Here is a 2,741-nt window from a genome sequence, read left to right on the forward strand (position 1 = left end):
CGGCATTATTCACAGACTCGCCCCTCGTAATAAGGACAGTAAAATGAAATTTTCCGTGTACATCGCAACAAGCGCCGATGGCTATATAGCGGACCCAGATGGCGGCGTCGATTGGCTGCACTCCGCAGGTAATGCCGACGCCGAGATGGGCGTCAACGCCGACATGGGGTTTGCTGACTTTATCGATTCGGTCGACTGTATGATCATGGGCCGTCGATGTATGGAGGTGATAGCCAGCTTCAATTTATCACCCGAGCAGTGGCCCTATGGTGATATTCCCATCATAGTCTTAAGCCATACGCTAAAAGAGCCACCGGAGAGCCTACACGGCAAGGTTGAAATCTATGCTGGCGAGATAACAGCGCTTATCAGCGAACTGGAAAAGAGAGAACTAAAACACGCTTATGTGGACGGTGGAACGACCATCACCTCCTTTGTCAATTTAGCCTTAATCAATCAGATGACAATCACCAAAGCTCCCGTATTGCTTGGCGACGGCCTCCCGCTTTTTGGTCGAATCAATCGACAAATTAAGCTTGTGGACGCAGAAGCCGAGGCATTTCCAAACGACTTTATACAAATAAAATACCGCGTCGACTATCAATAAAATATAGACATTGAAACAGCTAAAGCATTGGGATGGATGAAGCCCTCATTAAAAAATACCGCGGCTACCCTGAACAGCATCGTGTCACACTGGACCAGATGGCCAGCGCTAGCACTGATTTTTCTTCGAGTGGCGACTAGCAGCAGGCTAGCTAACGCTACAATTAGTTTTTTAAAAAACCACGCTCGCTGCTGCTTCCGTTCGAACGGACACTACGATAACAACGGCCGCAGCTGGCGATCGTGCAGGCGGGCACACAGTAGCAACGCCAGTGTCGCACCCAACAGCGCCAGCGCCATGTCTGACTGGGTATCCCAAATATAGCCCTGGGTACCCAGGAATGCCTCCGCATCATCGCCCGTGGCGACGGCGACCGCCCACTCGATTAACTCATAACAGGCGCTAAAGGCTAGGCTGATCGAGACCACAAATAAGTTGAGCCAAGCACGCCCATTGACCACCGCCCGACGCAGCAGAATCTCCCGTGCGATCAGCGCCGGCACAAAGCCCTGGAAAAAATGCCCCAGCTTGTCGTAGTTATTGCGTTCACTGCCCATCCATTCGGTGAGATGATCAAACAGCGGCACCTCCGCGTAGGTATAGTGACCGCCGACCATCAGCACGATACAGTGCATTAGAATGAGTACATACAGCAGCGGCGTTAGACGAAAGCGGGAATAACTCAATAACAATATGACGCCGCCAATTATGGCTGGCGCGACCTCAAGCCACCAGGTGAAACGCTCTTTCGGCTCGATACCCGACCACAGCAAAACCGCGCTATAAATAAACAGCCAAAGATACTTAATCGCCCCACCCTCCACATTTATTTTTCGTCAACCCGACGCTAACACGACAGCATAGTAGCACGATGATCGAGTAGTGCGATGGCCTAGTCGCACGTAGTCTAATCGCACGATGATCTAGTCACACAAAAGCACCATCATTGACGCTGTTGCACCGCTGAAAAAGTGCGGTCAGCAGTCCCGCAGCTGCTGCTTGTGTTTTTTCCGCTGCGCCAACAGACGAAATTTGGCCCGCCATGGCCGCTCAATATAACGATAACTGAGCGCCGATAACAGCACGATGGCCAGCACACAGGCGAGGTTAATGAGATCGGCATAGGCAGTATCAAAATATTGAATCGGCCCCTGGTGTGCGCGCTCCACCACCACCAGCGGCCACTGAAACACGTACTGTCCGATGTTTCGCAACAGCGCGAAGAACAACGCGTGAATCATATAAATCGAATAGGACAGCGTTCCTAAAAGAAGCAGCGATTTTCTGTTCAACAAGGTACTCACCAGCCCCCGATCCTGCACAGCAAAGACGCTGATCACCAGCCCGAAGGAAGCCAATACGCAGAGTTGCATAAGCTTATTTTCGGTCGACAGCGTCACCAACCACAGCGCCAACAAGATTGATGACAGCTCAATCACACTGGCCAATAACCTCGACGGCGCCAGCGTCTTCCGCTCTATTTTAATAAAAATAAAAACACCGAGAAAGAAGCCACCTGTGCAACGTAAGATACCGTATTGATAGGTCGACAACAGGCTCTGTTCCGTCAACCAATACAACCAGGCGTAACTTAAAACACTCAACAACAGAAAATAATAGTGCTTGATCCGTCGCGCCAGGAGCCCTACCACAGCAAAGAAAATCAGGTAGGTATAAAACTCCACGCTGATACTCCAGGCTGGATAATTCCAACTGAGATCATCGTCCACCCCCAGCGAGTTAATCAACAGCAAATTGGAGACAAAGGTCGCGAAGTCACCGGCAAAGAAACCACCGGGGCCCATACCCAACTGATGGTGCAACAGCTCCTTCAACACAGCGTAGCCGAGCCACAGCAACAGCATAAACAGATGCAGCGGATAGAGGCGGCCAAAGCGCAGCAGAAAGAACTGCCGGAACGGTAGCCCCGCCTGAATCTTCTCGAGATAGGCGCAGGCCATGACAAAGCCCGAGAGGATGAAGAAGAAATCGACAAACATGATGCCCTGGGCAATCACCGGGTACTGCGAACCACTAACAAAGACCGAATGAAACAGCGCCACCAGCAATGCCGCGATGCCCCTCAGCGATTCTAGCGATGTGTATTTCAAGGTCACTCCCGCTCATCGTCGCA

Annotated in this window: 3 protein-coding genes; 1 reads left to right on the top strand and 2 read right to left on the bottom strand. The window is 51.3% G+C overall.

The genetic code is table 11. From position 1 onward, the window contains the following. Positions 1–43: 43 nt before the first annotated feature. The gene (locus tag EDC56_RS12180) at positions 44–607 is read left to right on the top strand and encodes a dihydrofolate reductase family protein (protein WP_123712771.1); all 564 of its coding nucleotides are present in this window, start codon (positions 44–46) and stop codon (positions 605–607) included. A gap of 212 nt (positions 608–819) precedes the next feature. On the opposite strand, the gene EDC56_RS12185 is transcribed toward EDC56_RS12180, so the two are convergent. Together EDC56_RS12185 and EDC56_RS12190 are read right to left on the bottom strand one after the other, a co-directional pair. Next, on the bottom strand, positions 820–1,431 hold the full coding sequence (locus EDC56_RS12185) for a DUF2238 domain-containing protein (protein ID WP_211333664.1): 612 nt from the start codon (positions 1,429–1,431) through the stop codon (positions 820–822). Positions 1,432–1,584: 153 nt separating this feature from the next. Further along, positions 1,585–2,718, bottom strand: coding sequence for an acyltransferase family protein (locus EDC56_RS12190; protein WP_162844174.1), 1,134 nt, complete (start codon positions 2,716–2,718; stop codon positions 1,585–1,587). Positions 2,719–2,741: the final 23 nt, after the last annotated feature.

The sequence above is a fragment of the Sinobacterium caligoides genome, from assembly GCF_003752585.1.
Lineage (GTDB): Bacteria > Pseudomonadota > Gammaproteobacteria > Pseudomonadales > Sinobacteriaceae > Sinobacterium > Sinobacterium caligoides.

Bases quoted from the DNA above. Each gene is read 5' to 3' on its own strand.
- EDC56_RS12180 (WP_123712771.1), top strand. From the start codon at position 44: ATGAAATTTTCCGTGTACATCGCAACAAGCGCCGATGGCTATATAGCG.